The organism is Phytohabitans houttuyneae (assembly GCF_011764425.1).
Classification (GTDB): Bacteria; Actinomycetota; Actinomycetes; order Mycobacteriales; family Micromonosporaceae; genus Phytohabitans; species Phytohabitans houttuyneae.
Map to the genome: position 1 here is coordinate 4,415,064 of NZ_BLPF01000001.1, position 18,725 is coordinate 4,433,788.

The 18,725-nt window shown below is 71.6% G+C and carries 14 protein-coding genes, 2 tRNA genes and 2 pseudogenes; 7 read left to right on the plus strand and 11 right to left on the minus strand.

Translation table 11 applies throughout. The features are described from left to right. Positions 1-176: 176 nt before the first annotated feature. Complete coding sequence (locus Phou_RS20350) at positions 177-950, minus strand: CPBP family intramembrane glutamic endopeptidase (RefSeq protein WP_246273633.1); 774 nt, start codon at positions 948-950, stop codon at positions 177-179. Positions 951-1,130: 180 nt separating this feature from the next. Between Phou_RS20350 and Phou_RS20355 the strand changes: the two genes are divergently transcribed. Then, a complete protein-coding gene (locus tag Phou_RS20355) occupies positions 1,131-2,246 on the plus strand; it encodes a globin domain-containing protein (protein WP_173057472.1) in 1,116 nt (371 codons plus the stop codon). A 7-nt stretch (positions 2,247-2,253) separates the two neighbouring features. On the opposite strand, the gene Phou_RS20360 is transcribed toward Phou_RS20355, so the two are convergent. Then, positions 2,254-2,802 (minus strand): EcsC family protein, encoded by a 549-nt coding sequence (locus Phou_RS20360; protein ID WP_173057473.1) that lies wholly within the window; start codon positions 2,800-2,802, stop codon positions 2,254-2,256. Between the two features lie 1,273 nt (positions 2,803-4,075). Between Phou_RS20360 and Phou_RS20365 the strand changes: the two genes are divergently transcribed. Together Phou_RS20365 and Phou_RS20370 are read left to right on the plus strand one after the other, a co-directional pair. Continuing rightward, positions 4,076-4,166 (plus strand) — tRNA-Ser (locus Phou_RS20365). A 34-nt stretch (positions 4,167-4,200) separates the two neighbouring features. Then, a tRNA-Arg gene (locus tag Phou_RS20370) sits at positions 4,201-4,273 on the plus strand. Positions 4,274-4,394: 121 nt separating this feature from the next. On the opposite strand, the gene Phou_RS20375 is transcribed toward Phou_RS20370, so the two are convergent. Together Phou_RS20375 and Phou_RS20380 are read right to left on the minus strand one after the other, a co-directional pair. Continuing rightward, on the minus strand, positions 4,395-4,859 hold the full coding sequence (locus tag Phou_RS20375; RefSeq protein WP_218579060.1) for an NUDIX hydrolase: 465 nt from the start codon (positions 4,857-4,859) through the stop codon (positions 4,395-4,397). 79 nt (positions 4,860-4,938) lie between these two features. Next, entirely contained in the window at positions 4,939-7,563 is a 2,625-nt protein-coding gene (locus Phou_RS20380) for a glycoside hydrolase family 3 C-terminal domain-containing protein (protein WP_173057475.1), read from the minus strand. 118 nt (positions 7,564-7,681) lie between these two features. Here Phou_RS20380 and Phou_RS55560 point away from each other — a divergent pair, with 118 nt between their 5' ends. After that, complete coding sequence (locus Phou_RS55560) at positions 7,682-7,897, plus strand: DUF397 domain-containing protein (RefSeq protein ID WP_173057476.1); 216 nt, start codon at positions 7,682-7,684, stop codon at positions 7,895-7,897. A gap of 51 nt (positions 7,898-7,948) precedes the next feature. Here the strand turns inward: Phou_RS55560 and Phou_RS52795 are convergent. Beyond that, a pseudogene (locus Phou_RS52795) lies at positions 7,949-8,629 on the minus strand (DUF6082 family protein); the annotation flags it as partial. 132 nt (positions 8,630-8,761) lie between these two features. Here Phou_RS52795 and Phou_RS20395 point away from each other — a divergent pair. After that, positions 8,762-9,184, plus strand: a complete 423-nt coding sequence (locus tag Phou_RS20395; protein ID WP_173057478.1) for a helix-turn-helix domain-containing protein — start codon at positions 8,762-8,764, stop codon at positions 9,182-9,184. A 10-nt stretch (positions 9,185-9,194) separates the two neighbouring features. After that, the gene (locus Phou_RS20400; RefSeq protein ID WP_173057479.1) at positions 9,195-9,605 is read left to right on the plus strand and encodes a VOC family protein; all 411 of its coding nucleotides are present in this window, start codon (positions 9,195-9,197) and stop codon (positions 9,603-9,605) included. A 3-nt stretch (positions 9,606-9,608) separates the two neighbouring features. Here the strand turns inward: Phou_RS20400 and Phou_RS20405 are convergent, their stop codons facing one another. Beyond that, on the minus strand, positions 9,609-10,238 hold the full coding sequence (locus Phou_RS20405) for an alpha-ketoglutarate-dependent dioxygenase AlkB (RefSeq protein WP_173057480.1): 630 nt from the start codon (positions 10,236-10,238) through the stop codon (positions 9,609-9,611). A gap of 24 nt (positions 10,239-10,262) precedes the next feature. Further along, positions 10,263-10,852, minus strand: a pseudogene (locus Phou_RS20410) (TetR family transcriptional regulator C-terminal domain-containing protein). 34 nt (positions 10,853-10,886) lie between these two features. On the opposite strand from Phou_RS20410, the gene Phou_RS20415 reads away from it, so the two are divergent. After that, positions 10,887-11,363: a GNAT family N-acetyltransferase gene (locus Phou_RS20415; RefSeq protein WP_371872147.1), complete on the plus strand. Its 477-nt coding sequence runs from the start codon at positions 10,887-10,889 to the stop codon at positions 11,361-11,363. A gap of 14 nt (positions 11,364-11,377) precedes the next feature. Here the strand turns inward: Phou_RS20415 and Phou_RS20420 are convergent, their stop codons facing one another. The 4 genes from Phou_RS20420 to Phou_RS20435 are packed head-to-tail and all read right to left on the minus strand — an operon-like array spanning position 11,378 to position 18,581. Next, entirely contained in the window at positions 11,378-12,538 is a 1,161-nt protein-coding gene (locus Phou_RS20420; RefSeq protein ID WP_173057482.1) for a VWA domain-containing protein, read from the minus strand. After that, positions 12,531-14,702, minus strand: coding sequence for a DUF5682 family protein (locus Phou_RS20425; protein ID WP_173057483.1), 2,172 nt, complete (start codon positions 14,700-14,702; stop codon positions 12,531-12,533). The genes Phou_RS20420 and Phou_RS20425 overlap by 8 nt, the downstream gene beginning before the upstream one ends. Then, entirely contained in the window at positions 14,695-15,756 is a 1,062-nt protein-coding gene (locus tag Phou_RS20430; RefSeq protein WP_173057484.1) for an ATP-binding protein, read from the minus strand. The genes Phou_RS20425 and Phou_RS20430 overlap by 8 nt, the downstream gene beginning before the upstream one ends. Next, positions 15,753-18,581: an SWIM zinc finger family protein gene (locus tag Phou_RS20435; RefSeq protein WP_173057485.1), complete on the minus strand. Its 2,829-nt coding sequence runs from the start codon at positions 18,579-18,581 to the stop codon at positions 15,753-15,755. Before Phou_RS20435 ends, Phou_RS20430 begins: the two co-directional genes overlap by 4 nt. Positions 18,582-18,725: the final 144 nt, after the last annotated feature.

Genomic DNA, 18,725 nt, shown 5'->3' on the forward strand with positions numbered 1-18,725 from the left:
AGACCCTGGAGCTGACGTGCGCAAGGCGGCGCTCCAGCCAAGACGGAACCGCGACCGGCCAACCGGCGCCCCCGCGCCGGTCCTCGCCTAGCTCGCGCAACCGCGGAGGGTGAGGCCGCGGGAGCAACGGTCCGGACCACCGCGGACATCGCGGTAGCCCAAATCATTCCCTCGAACTAGATCCAGCTGACGTGGTCCTTCAGCAGCGTGTACCCGATGAACGCGACCACATCCAGCAGCGTGTGCGCGATCACCAGCGGCAGGACGCGCCTCGTGCGGAGGTAGAAGTACGCGAAGATCACGCCCATCACCGCATTACCCACGAATCCGCCGAAGCCCTGATAAAGGTGGTAAGAGCCGCGTATCAGGGCACTCGTGGCGATGATGGCCCGTACCCGCCAACCCATCTCCTCCAGGCGGGTCATCAGATATCCGACAACGATCACTTCCTCGAGGATGGCGTTCTGCGCGGCGGCCAGGATCAGCACCGGCACCGCCCACCACAGGTCGGGCAGCGCGGCCGGCACCACCGTGGCGTTGATGCCGAGTTCGTGCGCGCCGAGGTAGAGGAAGATGCCGGGCAAGCCAATCAAGGCCGCCAATCCCATGCCCGACAGCACGTCGAAGGCGGGCCGGCGGCGGTCGAGGCCGAGCGTCGTGCGGGCGTCGCGGTCGCGATTGAGCAGGTGTATCGCCAACAGCACCGGTACCAGCGCAAAGAAGATGCCGAGCAGCTGGTACGTGAGGTCGAAATAGGGCCGCGGCGACTGTGATGCATTGAGCGTGGCGGTCTGCTGCGAGAGCGGGCGGTCGGCGGTCAGGCGCGCGGTGATCGAGACCATCGCATAGATGGCCGACTGTCCGAGCGAGACGCCGAGGACGAGGAGCACCTCGTTTCGGCGGGTGGCGTAGGCGCGGTCGGTCGCCGGCGGTGCTAGCTCAACCTTCACGCGACCACTGTGCCCGACACGCCGCCGAGCCGGCGCCTACCACTCCAAGATCAACCGAATCGCACAAGATGTGCGACCTTCGGCAACGCTCAGTGCGCACGCTGAACACTCTCGCGCAACTTCCATGTCATCCCTCAGACGCGTGACCACTATCCGCGTCGCACAACGGAGAGAGCGTCTATGGGAAATCTTTCGCGGTTGCTCAAGGAGAGCTGGACCCTCGTCGAGGAGCATCAGGACAAGGTCGCCGGCTATTTCTACGCGCGTATGTTCCTCTCGAACCCCGAGTTGCGGTCCCTCTTTCCGGTTCATATGGACGTGCAAAGAGCCAGACTACTCGGCGCGATCGTGACGGCAGTGCAGACACTCGACGATCCGGAACGATTCGACGAATACCTCCGCGCCCTCGGGCGCGACCACCGCAAGTTTCACGTGGGGCCAGAGCACTACCAGGGGGTGGGCGAGGCGTTGCTGGAGGCGTTGCGCACGTTTGCCGGGGAGTATTGGGGCGTCGAGTACGAGCAGGCGTGGAGCGACGCCTACGCGGTGATTTCCAAGAAGATGATGGCCGGCGCCGAGGCTGACACGAACCCACCCTTCTGGCACGCGGAGGTGGTGTCGCATGAGCGGCGTTCGCGGGACATCGCGGTGTTGAGCCTGCGCCCGTTGCAGCACCCGTTGGCTTACCGCGCGGGACAGTACGTGAGCGTGGAAGCACCCCGCTACCGCCCGCGCCTGTGGCGCACCTATTCGATCGCCAACGCGCCGCGCAAGGACGGAACGCTCGACTTCCACGTGCGGGCCCTCGGCGCGGGGTGGGTTTCGAGCGCGCTGGTGCGGCGGGTACAGCCCGGTGACCTCCTCCGCCTCGCCGCGCCGATGGGCACGATGACGCTCGACCGCAAGTCCAACCGTGACGTCGTGTGCGTGGCCGGCGGCACGGGGCTGGCGCCGATCAAGGCGCTGGTCGAGGAGCTGGCCCGCTACAACCGCAGCCGCTGGGTGCACGTCTTCTACGGCGCCAAGGACCGCGAGGACCTTTACGACCTCGCCGACCTGGAAAAGCTGGCCGCCCGCCACCCGTGGCTGTCAGTGGTGCCGGCGTGCAGCGAGGACGCGAGCTTCCCCGGCGAACGGGGCAACATCAACGAGATCGTCGCCCGCTACGGCCCGTGGATAGACCACGACTTCTTCGTCTCGGGCTCGCCGACAATGGTCAAGGCCACGCTGCGCACGCTTGCCGAGCTGCAGGTGCCGCCGCTGCGCATCCGGTATGACGCGCTGGGCGAGCCGTGAGATCGCATCAAGCGGCGCGGTAATGAGCCCGCGCCCGGTAGCCCAGCCGCTGCACGGCCGCCGCCGCACCCACCGCGGCCGCGACCGGCACCACGCCAGGCAGCCGCCGCGCGAACATCCGCACCGCCGCCCAGCCGCGCGACTGGTTCGACAGCGGCATCGCCAGGCGCCACGCAGCCTCAGCCGCCCGCAGCCCTGGCGCCCGCTCGGAATCCAGGTCCACGGCGGTCGCCTCGGCCAGCGCCGCGCGTGCCACCTCCGCCGACGGGTGCACCCCGACCAGCACCAGCAGGTCGACCGCCCGCTCCTCGTCGAGCGGATCGTGCCCGTACGCCGCGGCCACATGCAACACCAGCGCCGCCTGTGCCCACGCCGTCGCGGTCAGCTCGGCCACCGGCGTCAACAGCCCGAACGCCGCCGACAGCGCCCCACCCGCGCCCGCCCACCGCACAAACCGCTGCGCCGCGAGCCGTGCGAGCCCGTCGGCGGTCGCCGCCGGGTAGGTCGCCCGCGTCTGCGCGGCCCAGTCGCGAGCCTGCGGCCCGATGGCCCGCACCGCCGCAAGAGCCAGGAGCTCCGGGGCGTGTCCAGGCCGATCGAGGAGCTTCGGCCTGACCGCAGGTCCATCTTCCAATTTGGTACCCGCTACGACCGACCCTTCCACCACCGCGACCGCCTCCTGGGCCATTTTCGGCTCTTCGATGGCCGCCTGTGCCTGGGCCAGAGCCTTGGTGGCCGGTCGCCCGCGCGCGGGCTTCTCAGCTGCTGGCTCCTCGGCCGCAGCGCTGATGGGGCTCGCCGCTGCCTCCGCGGCCGGCTGCCCGTGTGCGGGTTTCGCGGCTTCTGGTGTTTCGGCCGCGGCGCTCGTGGCGGCCGCCGCTGCCTTCTTGGCCGCTCGCCCGCGCGCGGGTTTTTCGGCTGCTGGTTCTTCGGCTACAGCGTTGGTGGCGGCGGCCGCTGTCTTCTTGGCCGGTCGGCTGGGCGCTGGGTTTTCGGCCGCTGCGCTGGTGGCGGCCGCTGCTGCCTTCTTGGCCGGTCGCCCGCGCGCAGGTTTCTCAGCCGCCGCCGCCTCCTCAGCCGCTGCGCTCGTGACGCCCGGCGCTGCCTTCTTGGCTGGTCGACCTCGCGTGGCGGCAGGAGCCGCTTCGGCGGCCTTCTTCGCCGGCCGGCTGCGTGACGTCCTGGCCGCCGCGGCTGCCTCGTCAGCAGCGGGAGCCTCCTTGGCCGGTCGCCTCCTGGTCGATTCTTCCGGACCAGACTTCGCCTGCGGCGCCTCTTCCTCGGCGGCTTCCCTGGGTGGCCGCTGTCGAGGGCGCGCGTCCGCGGCAGGGCCGGTCCGCTTGGCTGGCGGCGCCTCCTCCTGGGCGGCTTCTCTGGCCGGCCGCTGTCGAGGGCGCGCCCCTGCGGCGGAGCTGGTCCGCGGCGCCTCCTCCTGGGCGGCTTCCCTGGCTGGCCGCTGCCGAGGAGGCGCATCCGCGGGCGAGCTGGTCCGCCTGGGCGGCGGAGCCTCCCGGACCGGCTCATCAGATGGCTCGTCCGAAACGGCGGGCGCCTGGAATAGCACCGAAGGCGCGGGGCGGCTAGCCGGTGGCCGCCGTGGCGGAGGCGGCGGCGCGGGCTCCTCCGCCGGCGCCGTGAACGCGGCCTTGGACGGCCGTGACCGCTCCCGCCGGCCGCTCGGACGCTGCTCCTCCTCCATGTCGAGGGAGCCTAGTCGCGTTGGGCCCGCAGCACCTCCCGGAAACCCGGCGCCGACAGCCCGCGCCGCTTTGCCGGCACGGACGGAGGCACGGTATCCTCGGCGGGCGGTGGTCTGCGACGGCCACCTGGGAGACTTCGCCTAGTCTGGTCTATGGCGCCGCACTGCTAATGCGGTTGGGGTCTTAACGCCCCTCCCGGGTTCGAATCCCGGAGTCTCCGCGCGAAGGCCGGTGTGTATGCTGGTCGAGCACGAGCGCCCGTAGCTCAATGGATAGAGCATCTGACTACGGATCAGAAGGTTAGGGGTTCGAGTCCCTTCGGGCGCGCGGCTAAAGGAAGGGCCCGGCTTGCGGAAACGCGGTCGGGCCCTTCTTCGTGAAAGTGGAAGCTCGCAGCCAGGCGTCCGGCCGCTCACCGAGCCGCCGCAGCGGCAGCGGCAAACACGGCCTACGGCGGTGGGGTCTCGCGCCAGCCGCTGACCATCAGATGCTCGCCCGTCCGGTAGGCCTGGATGCTGGCGGCGGTGTACGGGTAGGTGTTGGTCGGCAGCGTGTCGGCCGGAAACCATTCGAGCTTGGCGCACTTGTGCGGCTCGGCGTTGGTCGGGTGGCCATGGCGGGCGGGGGCGTGGTCGACGGCGAAGACCAGGCCGATGCGGCCGAGGCCGGTCCAGTTCTGGTGGTGGACGGTCGTGACGAGGCGCGGTTCGTCCTGGTCCAGGTGGATGCCGATCTCCTCGGCGGCCTCGCGGATGACGGCGCTGATCGCGTCCTCGCCGACCTCCAGCTTGCCGCTGGGGAGGTTCCATTCGCCGTCGGCGTAGCCGGTGCCCTGGCGGAGGGCGAGCAGCACCTGATCGCCCCTGACGAGGATGAGCAGCACGTCGACCGGATGCGTGGGCGGTGCAGTCACGCCCGCCGACGCTAGCAGCGACGGCACCTTGGGAGCAGGCCACCACGACCGTGACATGCGCGAGAACCGCGGGCCTGGCTTAGCGCACCCCCACCGCGAAGGTTGTCGACCGGCTCGAGCCCGCGTACGTGACCGTGGCCGTCACCGTCGCCACCCCGGCGCCGACGGCGCGCAGCGTTCCGCGGGGTTCGGCGCGGATCACCGACGGGCGGTTGCTCTTCCAGGTGACGGTTGTGCCCGGCGGCAGCGCGCCGCTGAAAAGGCGGTCGTCCGTCAGCGCGACGGTCAGCGCCGGCGTGACCACAGCCCCGCGGGCGACCCGCACCGGGGCTTTGGCCGTGACCACGGACAGCCTTGGCCGGAGTTCGCCGGTGACGGTGACGTGGGTGCGCTGCTCAGCCCTTGCGCTGGAGGAGCCGACCTCGATCGCGTACCGGCCCCGGTCCACCGTGTACCTGTCGAGCCGCTCGTCGAAGAACGCCAGGTCGGGCACGCGCACCTCGAAGGCGACCCGCTTGGTCTGCCCGGGGCGGAGCGAGACCTTCTCGAAAGCGCGCAGGCGCTTGCCGGGACGTTCGGGGAATCCTGCGGGAGAGGCGACGTAAAGCTGCACCACCTCGGCACCCTCAACACGGCCGGTGTTTGTGACGTCGACCGTGGCGCGGACGGTGCCGTTGGCGTCCACCTGGTGGCGATCCACCGCGAGCCGCGAGTAGCGGAACGTCGTGTAGCTGCCGCCGAAGCCGAACGGGTACGAGGCGTCCCCGCCGAAGTACATGTAGGTGCGGCCGGTGCGGATGTTGTAGTCGTCGATGGGCGGTAGCTGGCTCGCGTCGCGGTACCAGGTGAAGGGCAGGTGGCCGCTGGGGTTGCGGGCGCCGAGCAGGACGTCGGCGAGGGCTTCGCCCTTGCGCTGGCCGTTGTACGAGCTCCACAGGATCGCCGCCACCTGCCGCTCGAACGCGCCGACGTCGACCTGGCCGGCCGTCTCCAGGTACACGATGGTGTTGGGGTTTTGGGCGGCGACCTGAGTGATCAGCTCCTCCTGCGCGCCTGGGAGCTTGAGCGTCGTGCGGTCGACGTCCTCGCGCGAGTGGCGTTCGTCGGTACCCGCGTAGACGATGACCGCGTCGTAGCCGGCCGCCGCCGCGACCGACGCCGGGTCCACGGTGGCCAGGCTTTCGGGGGTGACGCCCGGGAGGTGGTCGACCACCGCGGCCGGGTTGCGCTCCTGGATGGCGGCCTTGATCCCTTGGTACCCGTTGACCTCGTTCGCCTGCCCGGCGGACTGCTGGATGCTGGAGTAGCCGCCGAGATACATGCTCGCCGGGTTGGCGTAGTGGCCGATCACCGCAACGCGGTATGGGCCGGCGGCGGGCACGCGGAGTGGGAGCGCGCCGCGCCGGTTCTTGAGCAGCACGATGCTCTCGCCGGCCACCTCGCGGGCCATCCCGAGCCGCTGTGGCGTCTGGGTAACGGCGCGGTTGGTGTCGGAGTTTGTCCAGGTGCCGCGAGGGACGCGGGCGCGGGCGGCGGTCACCCACGGCACGTCGCCGTCCAGCTCACCGAGGCGGATGCGCGTCGCCAGCAGCCGGACGAGGGAGGCGTCGATGGACTCCTCCGTGTACCGCCCCTGCGGCGTCACCGTCCCGAGCGCGACCGCGCTGGGGAGCGTGTTCGCGTAGTTGTACTCGTCGTGGTAGCCCTGCTGGCAGTTGAGATCTTCGCCGGCGGCGCTGGCCCACGCGTGGCGCTCGATGTGGTCGAGCGGTGCGGGGTGGCCGGGCGGCTGCCAGTGGTGGCCGTCCTCGATCTCGCGGATCGAGTCGCAGTCCGAGGTGAAGAAGCCGGCGAACCCGAAGGTCTGCCGTGCCAGCTCGTCCATGAGGTACGTGCTGGCCGAGGTGGGCTCGCCGTTCACCCGGTTGTAAGACGTCATGATCGAGGCGGGCGAGCTGCGGCGGATGACCTCGCGGAACTGCGCCGTGTAGTACTCCCGCAGCGTGCGGTCGTCCATGTTGGACGTTCCGCGGCGCCGGTCGAACTCGCTGTTGTTGGCCGCATAGTGCTTGAGCGTCGTGCTGGTCTTCAGGTAGCCACCACCGGCCGGCAGCAGCCGCCCGCCACGGTCCTTGCCCTCCATGCCGTTGACGAACTGCGCCGCGATCGCGGCCGTGAGCAGCGGATCCTCGCTGAATGCCTCGTCGTTGCGCCCCCACCGCGGATCGCGCGCGAGGTTGATCGTCGGCGAGTAGAAGTTGAGGTCGAGCCGGTTGTCCCGCACCACCTCGCGCGCCTCGTCGGAGATGAGCGCCGCCTCGCGGTAGGCGAGGTCCGGGTTCCAGGTCGAGCCGAGGGACAGATCCACGGGGTACGAGGTTGTGTTGATCAGGATCGGCGGGTTGGCGTTGTGGAGGGTGCCCTCCCGGGCCACGCCGTGCGCCGCTTCGTTCCACCAGCCGTAGGCCTCGAGCCCCAGGTCGGGCAGCGGCGCCGACTGGCTGCTGATGAGCTCGGCCGCCTTTTCGGCCAGCGTCATGCGCGAGACAAGGTCGACCGCGCGCTCTTCCGGCGTGTAGGAGCGATCGAGGTAGATCGGTCTGCCCGCCCCTTCGGTGTAAGCCGGTCCGGAGGCGGGAGCGGCAGAACCGCTGGTCACGAGGACGCCGGCGGCAGCAGCCGCCAACCAGACCCGGGAGCGCATACGCGGATGTTACGGAAAACTTCCGGAAGATCACCAACGCGGGCTCGGTTTCGGAAAAGATCGTCCGCGTGTCGCGTCGCTGTCCACATCGGATTGGCCTACAAAGGGCCTTGTGCTGATGGACGGGAGTGACTCGGTGACGCAGGCGTGGGTTCGGAGCACGCGCTGTTACTCCGAGGCGCACTGCGTAGAAGTACAGGTAGGCACGGATCGGGTGCTGTCACGCAGTTCGCTGCGACCGTCCGTCGAGCTTTCGCTCAGCCACGCTCAGTGGGCCTGCTTCGTGGCCGGCGTCAAGGCCGGCGGCTACGACCGGCCCGCCTTGGACATATAGCCCGAAAGGTTGCGGCGGGCTGTTGGATCCGTCCGTCGCCGGCTCGTACGGGCGGGTCGGGGGTCCGCTCTCGACCGCTTGGCGGTATTCGTCGGCAATGATTCGGTAGAAAGCGCGTTCGCGGCGACGGCGCGACTGTGCACGCCACGCGCCCATTCGCTGCCAGTACTGCCGAGGAATCTCGTTTTCGAACGAGGCACGTGCGTAGGCCTTTACCTGCGAGTCGTCGATCTGGCCCTGCTCCCACGCGTACGACCAGCCCATCAACATCAGATTGACATAGGCGAAGCCGCGCTCCTCGATATGGGGCGGGCTTACCCGCGGCCCCCAGCATTGGGCATAAAACGGGTCTTCCATCGCCATTTTGATGAGGTTGACCGTGTACTCCCGCTGCCAGCACAGCCGCTCGTGCCTCACCTGCCTGCGGTGCAGGAGCATGGATGCGACCACTACAAGGACGGTGGCGAAAAGGGCAGCGACCCAGTCTCGATCTCCGCTGTCCAGGTCTGCGATCAGCGCGGGTGTGAAAAGAGCGCCGGCGAAGATCGCGATCGACGTGGCCGCGGCGGCGAGGGCGGCGACGATCTTCTTGAGGACATCAGCAAATCCGACGGGTGGACCTAACTTCGGCTTCTTCATTATTATGCCCCGGCAGGTTCGCATCCTCGCTGAATCTATTTTGCGATCCCCGTGCAAACCTGAGCCGGGCCTCACCACCTCATGCGCGCTCATTCACGCGAACGGTGTAAGCAGTACGCCAGGTGGCTTTTGGAAACCCGTCGACCTGCACTCCGCTCCGCATTTTGTCTTTCATCACGAAAGCGGAGTCTGGGCAGTAGGCATCGGGCGTGGTGTGATGGCAGCGTGAGTCGTGCTGTCGAGGAGAGCAACCGCCGCCTGCTGCGGGCTCGTGACGCCATGGACCGGGCGTATGCGCAGCCGCTCGACGTGCCGGCCCTCGCGCGTATCGCGCACCTCTCCGAGGGGCACTTCATCCGGACGTTCCGGGCCACGTTCGGCGAGACGCCGCACCACTACCTGCAGCGGCGCCGGGTCGAGCGCTCGATGTACCTGCTGCGCGAGACCCGCCAGCCGGTCACCGACATCTGCTTCGCCGTGGGCTTCACGAGCCTGGGCACGTTCAGCCGCACGTTTCGGGACATCGTGGGGCAGTCGCCCTCGCAGTACCGGCGCACCGCGGTCAGCGTGCCGGTGCCCACGTGCTTCACGCGGACCTGGATGCGACCCGTCAATTTTGGAGAAGTGCGGCCGGCCAAGGTCGACTAGCGTCGCCGGCATGTTGAACGCGACCGCGATGTCCTCAATCTTCGTACTCGACCAGGACCAGGCACTCGACTTCTACGTGGGCACGCTGGGGCTGGAGGTCAACACCGACCAGGATCTCGGCTTCATGCGCTGGCTCACCGTCAACGTGCCCGGCCAGCCCGACCGCACCATCCTGCTGGAGAAGCCGGGGCCACCGTCCATGGACGAGGCGACCGCCGAGCGGGTGCGTGAGCTGCTCACCAAGGGCGCCTCGGGCGGGTGGCTGGGCTTCGACACCGACGACGCGTACCGGACGTTCGAGGAGCTGAAGGCGAAGGGCGTGGAGTTTACGGACGAGCCGACCGAGCGGCCCTACGGCATCGACTTCGGCCTGCGCGACCCCTTCGGGAACGCGATCCGCATCCGGCAGCTGCCGAAGTAGCCGTCAGGAGACGCCGGCCGGTCGAAACTGGACGCTCACGCGAGGGCCGACCGGCTTGGCGGTCTTGGGCACGGCGTGCTCCCAGGTGCGCTGGCACGAGCCGCCCATGACGATCAGGTCGCCGTGGCCGAGCGGAAAGCGGAGGCTCGCTCCGCCGCCACGGGGGCGAAGGAGCAGCGGCCTGGGTGTGCCGAACGAGACGATGGCGACCATGGTGTCGAAGCGGGACGAGCGCCCGTTGGTGTCGCCGTGCCAGGCGACGCTGTCTCGACCGCTGCGGTACAGGCACATCCCGGCCGTGACGAACGGCTCGCCGAGCTCCGGCGCGTAGTGGGCGGTGAGGCTCTCCCGCGCCTGCTCCAGCAGCGGGTGGGGGAGCGGGTCTCCTCCGCCGAACCAGCACAGCAGGCGGGGCACGTCCACCTCCCGCTCATACATCTCGCGGCGCTCGGCCCGCCACGGCACCTCGTGCAGCAGCGTGTCGAGCAGCAGGTCGGAGCCCTGCACCCAGCCGGGCAGGTGGTCGACCCAGGCGCCGCGGGTCAACATGTGGCGGCGCACGCGGCCGGCGAGCGGGCCGAGGGTGGCGCGCTCGGCAATGTCGAGCATCGAGGGCTGGTGTGCGACTTCCATACCGGCACCCTACGCTCGTTAGTACTACTGTGCTAATCCGAACGCCGCGAGCGTGTCGTCCAGCATCCGCTCCTGGGCGGCGGGCGGGTAGCCGGCGGGATCGCCCGAGCCCAGCGCGGCGGCCCCTCGACCAGCGCGATCAGCGCGGAGGCGGTGGCCGCCGCGTGCTCGGCCGGCCAGTCGGGTGCGGCGGCGCCGACCAGGCGGGTGATGCGCTGCCGCCACGCCTGGTTGTTGGCGCGGTGCTGGACGATCAGCTCGTCGTCGGCGACCGCCGCGGCGAGAAAGCCCAGCCACACGGTGCTCTCGGTGCGCAGCTCGTCGTCGAGCGAGAGGCCCTGCCGGAGCACCGAGCGCAGCGCCTCGCGCGGCGTCGCCGAGGCCGCCTCCAGCGCCTCCACCCGGGCCCGCGTGCGCTCGTGCAGCAGGCGCCGGGCGTGCAGGAGCAGCGCGCGGCGGTTGGGAAAGCGGTGCATGACAAGGCCGGTCGTGCACCCGGCGGCGGCGGCGACCGCGCGGATCGTCAGCCGCTCCAGGCCCTGGTGGGCGAGCACATCCCAGACCGCGCGGGAGAGCAGCGCCTCCTGTGCGGGGCGATCGGCCGTTCGTGCCATGGCGCTAACCGTAACGCATGTTACCGTAACGCTTGTGACGGATAACGACGCGCGATGGGTGATCGAGGCGCGGCCGTGGGACGACCCCGCCGGCGCCGCGCTGCGCAAGGAGCAGCGTTCCGAGCTCGACGCCCGCTACGGCGGTGACGACCACGAGCCGGGGCCGCTGCCTTCAGCCGCCGACATTGACCACTTCCTCGTCGCGGCCGACCCGGCCAGCGGCGTGGCCCTGGCGTGCGGCGCCCTCCGCCGCCTCGACGCGACAAGCGCGGAGATCAAGCGGATGTACGTGGTGCCCCACGCACGCGGCACCGGCGTCGCGACCGCCCTCCTCCGCGCGCTCGAAGCGGCCGCGGTCGCGCGCGGCTGGACGACCATCCGCTTGGAGACCGGCACGTTCCAGCCCGACGCCCAGCGCTTCTACGTGCGCGAGGGCTACACCCCGATCCCGCTCTTCGGGGTCTACGTCGGCTCCCCGGTTTCGCTCTGCTACGAACGAAAACTGGTCTAGAGACTTCCGAAGCCTCAAGGGCGGGACGCGAACCGCTCGGCGAAGGCGCGCAGGTCACGGCGCTCGATCGCGGCGGCCATCAGCTCGGGAAACGCGTCCGGCGTGCACGCGAAAGCCGGCACGCCCAGCGACGCCAGCGCGGCCGCGTTGTCGTGGTCATACGCCGGCGCGCCCTCGTCCGAGAGCGCGAGCAGCACCACCACCTGCACGCCTGCCTCCACGAGCGCGGCCACCCGGCGCAGCATCTCGTCCCGGACACCGCCCTCGTACAGGTCGCTGATCAGGACGAAGATGCTGTCCCGCGGGCGGGTGACAAGCTCCTGGCAGTACGCGATCGCGCGGTTGATGTCGGTGCCGCCGCCCAGCTGCGTGCCGAAGAGCACCTCGACGGGGTCGTGCAGCTGGTCGGTCAGGTCGACGACTGCGGTGTCGAACACCACCAATGACGTGCGGAGCGAGCGCATCGAGGCCAGCACGGCCGCGAACACGCCGGAGTAGACGACCGACGCCGCCATCGAGCCGGACTGGTCGACGCAGAGGATCACGTCGCGCTGTACCGCGGTGGTGCGGCGGCCGTATCCGATGAGCCGCTCCGGCACGATCGTGCGGTACTCCGGCTGGTAGTGCTTGAGGTTGGCCCGGATCGTGCGGTCCCAGTCGATGTCGGCGTGGCGCGGGCGGTTGATGCGGGTGGCGCGGTTGAGCGCGCCGGTCACGGCGGCCTTCGTCTTGTTGGCGATGCGGCGCTCCAGATCGTCGACGACCTTGCGCACCACCTGGCGGGCCACGCCCTTGGTCTGGTCGGGCATGACCCGGTTGAGCGAGAGCAGCGTGCCGACGAGGTGCACGTCGGGCTCGACCGCGTCGAGCATCTCCGGCTCGAGCAGGAGGCTCGTCAGGTTGAGCCGCTCGATCGCGTCCGACTGCATGATCTGCACGACGGTGCTCGGAAAGTACTCGCGGATGTCGCCCAGCCACCGTGCCACCTGGGGCGCGGACGCGCCGAGGCCGGCCGAACGCTGGCGGCGCGGCCCCTCGCCGTCCCCCGCGCTCCCCGAGTCGTAGAGCGCCGCGAGCGCGGCGTCCATCGCCGCCTCGTTGCCGCTCAGCTCACCCAGCGACTCGTCGGCCGCGCCGCCGAGCACGAGTCGCCACCTGCGCGAACGCTCATCCATGCCGGATCTCCCGTCCGAGCAGTGTGGACAGTGTGGGAAGCACCAGGGCCGCCCGCTCCTGGTCGAGCCGGACCGCCGCCGGCTCGTCCGCGGACACCCCGCCGCGCACCCGCTCGCCGATGGAGCGGCGCTCGGGCGGTGCGAAAGTGCCGAAGGTACGCCGGAGCAGCGGCAGCACGTCAGTGAAGGAGTCGGCCGCCACCGCGGAGAGCCACTCGTCCACAAGGGACAGCAGGGCGGCGTCGTGCACGAGCAGGAGGCCGCCGCCGGCGAGGAAGCCCTCGACCCAGTGGGCCGCGTGCGCCGGCGGTGTGCCCGCGGTCAGCACAAGCCCCATGCGGCGCCGGGTCTCGGTGACGTCGAGGCGACCCGCGTCGTACAGCAGGCGGGTGAGCCGTCCCGTGACAAGGCCGTGGATCTGGTCGGAGGCGGCGAGCCCGCCGAGCGTGTCGAGCCACCGCTCGCGCATCTCCGCCTGGTCGAGCAGCCCGAGCGAGCTGTGCACCGCGTCGATGTGGGTGCGCAGCGCGGCGGCTGCCTCGTCGGACAGGGACGCGACCGCGCCGGGCAGGCCGACACAGATGCGCACCAGCAGCCCTTCGGTGACGGTGCGCAGGGCGCTCACGTCGGTGCCGCGCACGTCGCCGTACCGCAGGGTGCGGGCGAGCGGCGGCACCGCGCCCATCAGGTGTGCCACGTCGGTGTCGAGCGCGGCCCGCGTGTCGAGCGCGTGCAGCACCGCCGGTGTCGCCTCGGGCAGGTCGGCGAGAAGGCACACCTCGACAAGCGGCGTGACCTGCGCCAGCGTCTCCGCGGCGCGGGCGGCCTCGGTGACCTTGGCGGTGGCCGCGCTCGGCACGGTCGTGCCGTAGCCACCTGCCTCGACGACCGCGATCGCAAACTCGGGCAGCCACCGCAGCCGCCACTCCTCGCGGAACGTCCCCTTGCCCCGGCTCCCGCCCAGCGGCTCACCCCACGGGATGGCGAGCAGCCGCAGCCGGTGCAGCAGCCGGCTGCGGGCCAGGTCGATCTCGCGGCGCAGGTCGAGGTCGAGGGCGCGTTCCAAGGCTTCCGGCTTGAGGCGGAGGCTGCGCTGCTGCGCGGCCAGGTCGCGGGCCAGCGGCACCGCGGGCATGTCGTCGGGCACCTCGCCGAGGCGTTCGCTGACGACAAGTCGCCGGCCGATCAGCTCCACGCGCAGCTCGTCGCCGTCGCAGAGCACCGAGCGGGTCGCGTCGGTCAGCTCGGCGAGCCCGGCGAGCGGGCGGCCGCGGAGTGTGGCGAGGGCCTCGGAGAGCCGGACCGCCTCGATGACGTGCGCGGACGACGTCGGTACGCCCTCGTCGCGCAGGACGCCGGCCGCCGCCACCAGCCACCGGGTCACCACTTCGTCCTCGGTGGTGAACAGGTGGTGGTACCAGCCCGGCGAGCGCACGCCCGCGCCGTACCCCTGCCAGGACGCCAGCCGCCCGTACGTCCACGGGACCCAGGTGAACGTGACCTTGGTCTTCTTCCGCCCCTTGAGCAGCGCGGCGTCGTGGACGGCGGTGATCTTGGCGGCCAGCGCCGGCACGTGCCATGCGCCGCACACCACTGCCACGTTGTCGTGGACCTTGCGTACCTCGCGGAGGACACCGCGCATGTACGCCTCGCGTACCAGATCCTCGGGGTCCTCATCGGACTCGGCGCGGATGGCCGCCATGGCCTCGCCGATGGCCTCGAACGCCGGCGCCCCGCGGTGCTCGACCACGTCTTCCCACCAGCGCTCGGGGTCGTCGTAGCCCGCCGCCCGGGCCAGGTCGCCGATCGGGTCGGCCGGGCGCTCGGGCCGCTGAGCCTCCTCGGCGCGGGACAGGCGGTAGGAGTACGGAAGGTCAAAGAAACGCACCGGCACGCCGTGCGCGCCCGCCCACCGCATCGCCTGCCACTCCGGCGAGAAGACGGCGAACGGCCAGTACGCGGCCTGCCGCGGATCGTCGGCCGCATAGCCAAGCAGCGCCACCGGCGGCTCCAGACGCTCGTCGGCGACCCACCGCACCAGCTCGTCCGCCTCCGGCGGCCCTTCGATGAGCAGCACGTCGGGGCGCTGCTCGTCGAGTGCCCGCAGCACGGCCCGGGCCGAGCCGGGACCGTGGTGGCGTACCCCGTAGAAGTGCTCAGGCATCGCGCGCGGCGCGGTAGAAGGCGGACCAGCCGTCGCGCTCGCGCACGACCGTCTCGAGGTACTCCCGCCAGACGACCGGGTCGGTCGTCGGGTCCTTCACGACCGCGCCGACGATGCCGGCGGCTATGTCGCGCGGGCGGAGGGTGCCGTCACCGAAGTGCGCGGCCAGCGCCCAGCCGTTGGTGACGACCGAGATCGCCTCGGCGGTGGAGAGCGTGCCGGTCGGCGACTTGAGCTTGGTGCGCCCGTCTTCGGTGAGCCCCGAGCGCAGCTCGCGGAAGACCGTCACCACCCGGCGGATCTCCTCCAGGGCCGGCGGCACCTCGGGCAGCTCCAGCGAGCGGCCGAGCTGGGCCACGCGGCGCGCCACGATGTCGACCTCTTCGTCGGCGGAAGCCGGCACCGGCAGCACGACGGTGTTGAACCGCCGCCGCAGCGCGCTGGAGAACTCGTTGACGCCCCGGTCGCGGTCGTTGGCGGTGGCGATGATGTTGAAGCCCTTGGCGGCTTGCACCTCCCCGCCCAGCTCGGGGATCGGCAGCGTCTTCTCGGAGAGGATCGTGATCAGCGTGTCCTGCACGTCGGAGGGGACGCGGGTCAGCTCCTCCACGCGGGCGATGGCGCCGGTCTCCATCGCGCGCATCACCGGGCTCGCCACGAGCGCGGCCGGCGACGGTCCATCGGCGAGCAGTCGGGCGTAGTTCCACCCGTACCGGATGGCCTCCTCGGCCGTGCCGGCCGTGCCCTGCACCAGCAGCGTCGAGTCGCCGGAGATCGCGGCGGCGAGGTGCTCGGAGACCCAGGTCTTCGCCGTGCCGGGCACGCCGAGCAGCAGCAGCGCCCGGTCGGTGGCGAGCGTGGCCACCGCGACCTCCATGAGCCGCCGCGCACCCACGTACTTAGGTGTGATCTTGCCGCCGTCGCCGAGGAGGTAGGTCACCACAGCCTGCGGCGACAGCCGCCAGCCGGGCGGGCGGGGCCGGTCGTCCTCGGCGGCGAGCGCGGCCAACTCGTCGGCGAACAGCTGCTCGGCGTGCGGTCGCATTACCGTCATCGAAGCTCCTCGTACATCTCGCGGCGGAAGGTCAGTGCCGAGGCCAGCTGCGCGACGGCGATGGCCTGGCGGGTCGGCGGGTCGGTGGCTTGCAGGGCGGCGGCGAGCGCGGCGGCGCGGTCGGCGAAGGTGACCGGCATCGACGGCGCGGCGGTACGGCACAGCTCGCCGATGTGCCACGAGTGTCGCTCGCCGGTGGCCAACACCTTGATCGCGTCGAGCACCGCGACCGCCAGGTCGTCGGTCCACGGACCGGTCTGCATCGCGAGCAGGCGGTGCGCGCGGATCGGGTCGCGGCCGAGCGCCTGTGCCGCGTACCGCGCCAGCTCCCGCGGCGGCAGCGCCTCGTAGAGCTGGGCGGTGAGCGCCTCGTCGTACGGATCGAGGTCCTTGTTGACCGGGCGGGACATCTCGTCGGCAAGTCCCGTGACCCAGGCGGGGTCGCGCTGCACAACGGCGGCACGCGCGAGTCCCTTGTGGAGGGTGGGCCCCCAGTCGTCGGCGACCGGCAGGTCGAGCACCCGATCGGCGGTGCGCTCGAACGCGGTGGTCCACGTGTCAAGCGGCGTGCGTGCCAGGATCTCCTCCAGGAGCCATGCCTGCGGCCCGACGCCCCGCGGCGGCTTGGGCTGCACGCCGTCGCGCCGCATGCCCGCGTCGCACTCGCCGGGCGGCGTGACCACCAGCCGGTCGCGGCCGAGCGTGCGGCGCTCGATCCGCACGCAGGCCAGCGCCCGCTCGGCCATCCGCCGCCGCAGCGCCGAGCCCGGCAGCGCGGAGAGCAGGTCGGCCGCGACCGAACGCACCTCCTTGCGGCGGTCGTCGAGGGCCTTTTCCAGCAGCGGCTCGTCCGCTGTGGACAGTCCGGTGGCGAGGGCGCCGAGCAGCCGGGCCCGGTCGTCCGGGTCTTCGGCGTCGAAGGTCTCGCTGAGCAGCGCGAGACCCGCGGCGGGGTCGCTGGCGCGCAGCGCGGCCAGGTAGGCAAGGCGCTGGCCGGGCGTGCCGGTGGTCCAGTCCTGCGGATCGGGATCCGCCGTGGCCTCGCTCAGCAGGTAGCGCCAGTCGGCCCTGCGTGCGGCGAGCCAGCCGCCGCGGCGGCCGGCAACGGAGGCGAGAGCGGGTCGCAGGGCGGTGCGCCGCCGGCCGGCGTCGAGCAGGGCCGGCAGCAGCTCGGGCGGCACCCGGTAGCCGAGGTCGGCCGCGTGGGTGAGCCAGTCGCCGAGCAGGCCGAGCGCCACCTCGGTGCCGCCGGGCACGCCGCCGTCGCTGAGCAGCAGGGCGAGCCGGTGTGCCGCGGCGACCGGCACCTGCGGGCTGGTCTCCTCGGGCGCCGCCTCGATCGGCTTGCGCCCGGCCACGGGTGGCACGCCGGCCCGGTTGTACGCGAGGGCGACCGCGGCGTCTTCGAGGAGCCCGACCGCACCCGCTTTGTGTGGTCTGCGCTCGGTGCCGACGAGCGCGGCGGAGAGCAGGTCGGGCGGCAGCTGCGGGCCACGCCGGTCGCCGGTCGGGCCGAGGGGCGCCGGCACGAACCGCCCGTCGGCCCAGGCCGCGAGCAGGCGGAAGCCGCCCGGCCCGTACTCACCGGCGAGCGTCACCGGCCGGCCGCCACTCGCCGCGAGCAGCCACCAGGGCTCGTCGTGGCCGGCGCTGAGCGGGATCGCGTCACCGGCCGCGTCGACGACGTGGCCGTCGTCGGTGAGAGTGACGCCGCCGAGAAGCATCGGCACGTTTTCACACCACGGCTCGGCCGCCACCGCGGCGGACCAGCCGGCGAGCGCCGCGGCCACGCCGACCGCCCCGGCCGGCGCCCCCTCGGGCTGCTCGGTGCCGTGCCGCTCGGCGACCAGGGCGCGCATCGGGAGGTTGCCGGGGTGCCAGCACAGGTCGGCGTCGAGGATCGTGCCCGGCACCACCTCGGCCGGGAAGGCCTGGCCGATCGGCGCGAACGAGAGCAGCAGCGCAAACCGCCCGGACTGCTCGCCGTGCAGCCAGGTGCGCCGGGTCGCCAGCCGCTCGTCGGCGAGGTCGACCTGCCCCAGCGCGTACCACCGGTCGCGCAGCCTCGGCCCGGCCAGCACCTCCTCGGTGGGGACCGGCACGCCGACCCGGGACCGCACGGTGGCCGCCAGCGGCGCCGGCAGCTCCTCGATCCGGGCGTGCGAGGCGACGAGCAGGCGCAGCAGCGCGAGCTCGCCGAGCAGCCGGTCGGCCCAGTGCTGGCCGACCCCGGCGATGCGTCCCAGCCGGCGCACGGCGTTGGCCGCGCCGGGTGCCTGCGCGTCGACGAGGCGCGCGGCCATCGCCTCGTACGGCCCGTAGCCAGAGCGCTCGGCACCGGCGAGGCCATGGGCGACCTGGTCGGTGAGCCACCGGTCGAGCTCGTCGAGGCCGGCGGCGATCCGGTCGGCCCGCTGCTCGGCCCGCTTGCGCGCCGCCTCCGGATCGGCCGAGCCGCGGGGCGCGGCGGCCGCCGCCGGGGTGCGCGCCGCGCGTGCCGCCCGGGACGCCCGCCACTCGGCGACCCAGTCCGGCGCCGGGGCGTCGGGCACGCCGCCAGCCGCCCACATCAGCATCAGGCCGAGCGCGTGCTTGCAGGGAAACTTGCGGCTCGGGCAGGAGCACCGGTACGCCGGCTCGGTCAGGTCGACGCAGGCCTGGTACGGATTCTTGCCGCTGCCCCGGCACAGCCCCCAGAGCACGTCCTCGTCACGCCCCGTGACCTCCCATTTCGTGGCCGCGCTGACGCCCTGAGCGGTCCGCGCGGAGCTGGAATCCGGGGCGAGTGCGAGCACCTGCGCGGTGCTCCACCGTTCGATCGGCACCGCAGAAATGTAGTGCGCCCGTGCGACAAGTCGGGGGGCACCCCGAGATCGACTCAGGGGTGGATCGGGGAGGGTTCCGGGCAGCGGCCCTGATGTCCAGATATAGATACGCCCATAGCGTCTATTGGCATGACGGAGTGGCTG

Coding starts and splice junctions, on each gene's coding strand:
- Phou_RS20355 (WP_173057472.1), top strand. CDS start 1,131: ATGGGAAATCTTTCGCGGTTGCTCAAGGAGAGCTGGACCCTCGTCGAG.
- Phou_RS20380 (WP_173057475.1), bottom strand. CDS start 7,563: ATGCGCTCCCGGGTCTGGTTGGCGGCTGCTGCCGCCGGCGTCCTCGTG.
- Phou_RS55560 (WP_173057476.1), top strand. CDS start 7,682: ATGGACGGGAGTGACTCGGTGACGCAGGCGTGGGTTCGGAGCACGCGC.
- Phou_RS20400 (WP_173057479.1), top strand. CDS start 9,195: ATGTTGAACGCGACCGCGATGTCCTCAATCTTCGTACTCGACCAGGAC.
- Phou_RS20405 (WP_173057480.1), bottom strand. CDS start 10,238: ATGGAAGTCGCACACCAGCCCTCGATGCTCGACATTGCCGAGCGCGCC.
- Phou_RS20420 (WP_173057482.1), bottom strand. CDS start 12,538: ATGGATGAGCGTTCGCGCAGGTGGCGACTCGTGCTCGGCGGCGCGGCC.
- Phou_RS20425 (WP_173057483.1), bottom strand. CDS start 14,702: ATGCCTGAGCACTTCTACGGGGTACGCCACCACGGTCCCGGCTCGGCC.
- Phou_RS20430 (WP_173057484.1), bottom strand. CDS start 15,756: ATGACGGTAATGCGACCGCACGCCGAGCAGCTGTTCGCCGACGAGTTG.